This window comes from Marseilla massiliensis (assembly GCF_016899855.1).
Classification (GTDB): Bacteria; Bacteroidota; Bacteroidia; order Bacteroidales; family Bacteroidaceae; genus Prevotella.
This window is the reverse complement of record NZ_JACJJG010000230.1, coordinates 1-701: the sequence shown is the minus strand read 5'-3', so window position 1 is coordinate 701 and position 701 is coordinate 1. Positions and strand designations below refer to the sequence as shown.

The window sequence follows — 701 nt, the reverse complement described above, 5'->3', positions numbered from 1 at the left end:
AATTTAAAAACTTTTCGACTTGCGCTTGTGGCGCTGTTCACGCTCATCGTGGGCTCGCTGTCGGCGCAGACAATCAAAGGAAATGTGAAAGATTCCAACGGAGAGGCCGTCATCGGCGCAACAGTCCTCGAAAAAGGGACTAAAAACGCCGTAGTGACCGATATCGACGGAAACTTCTCCATTAAGTTATCGAGCGGTAACGAACTGCAGTTCTCATATATTGGTATGAAGCCGCAGACGGTAAACGTTACCGGCAAAAGCACCGTCAATATCGTAATGGAAGACGAGGCAACCAATCTTGACGACCTCGTTGTCATCGGTTACGGCTCCGTTCGCCGCAAGGACCTTACCGGTTCCGTGGCCACTGTGAGCAACGAAGCCCTCGCGGCTGTTCCGGTTGCGTCAGTAACCGAAGCCCTCACGGGTAAGATGGCCGGCGTAAACATCACCACGACCGAGGGCTCGCCTGACGCCGACGTGAAAATTCGTGTACGTGGAGGAGGCTCGCTGTCACAGGACAACTCGCCGCTGTACGTTGTCGACGGATTCCCCGTTGAGAGTATCAGTGACATTTCCCCGTCGGAAATCGAGAGTATCGACGTACTCAAGGACGCGTCGTCAACGGCCATCTACGGTTCGCGTGGTGCTAACGGCGTTATCATCGTAACCACCAAGAGTGGTTCGGAAGGCAAAATCCAGGT

Annotated in this window: 1 protein-coding gene; it reads left to right on the top strand. The window is 53.8% G+C overall.

Going from position 1 to position 701, the window contains the following annotated elements:
* A partial coding sequence (locus H6A34_RS14530; RefSeq protein WP_420870844.1) for a TonB-dependent receptor plug domain-containing protein occupies nt 1-701 on the top strand: 701 nt, incomplete at both ends.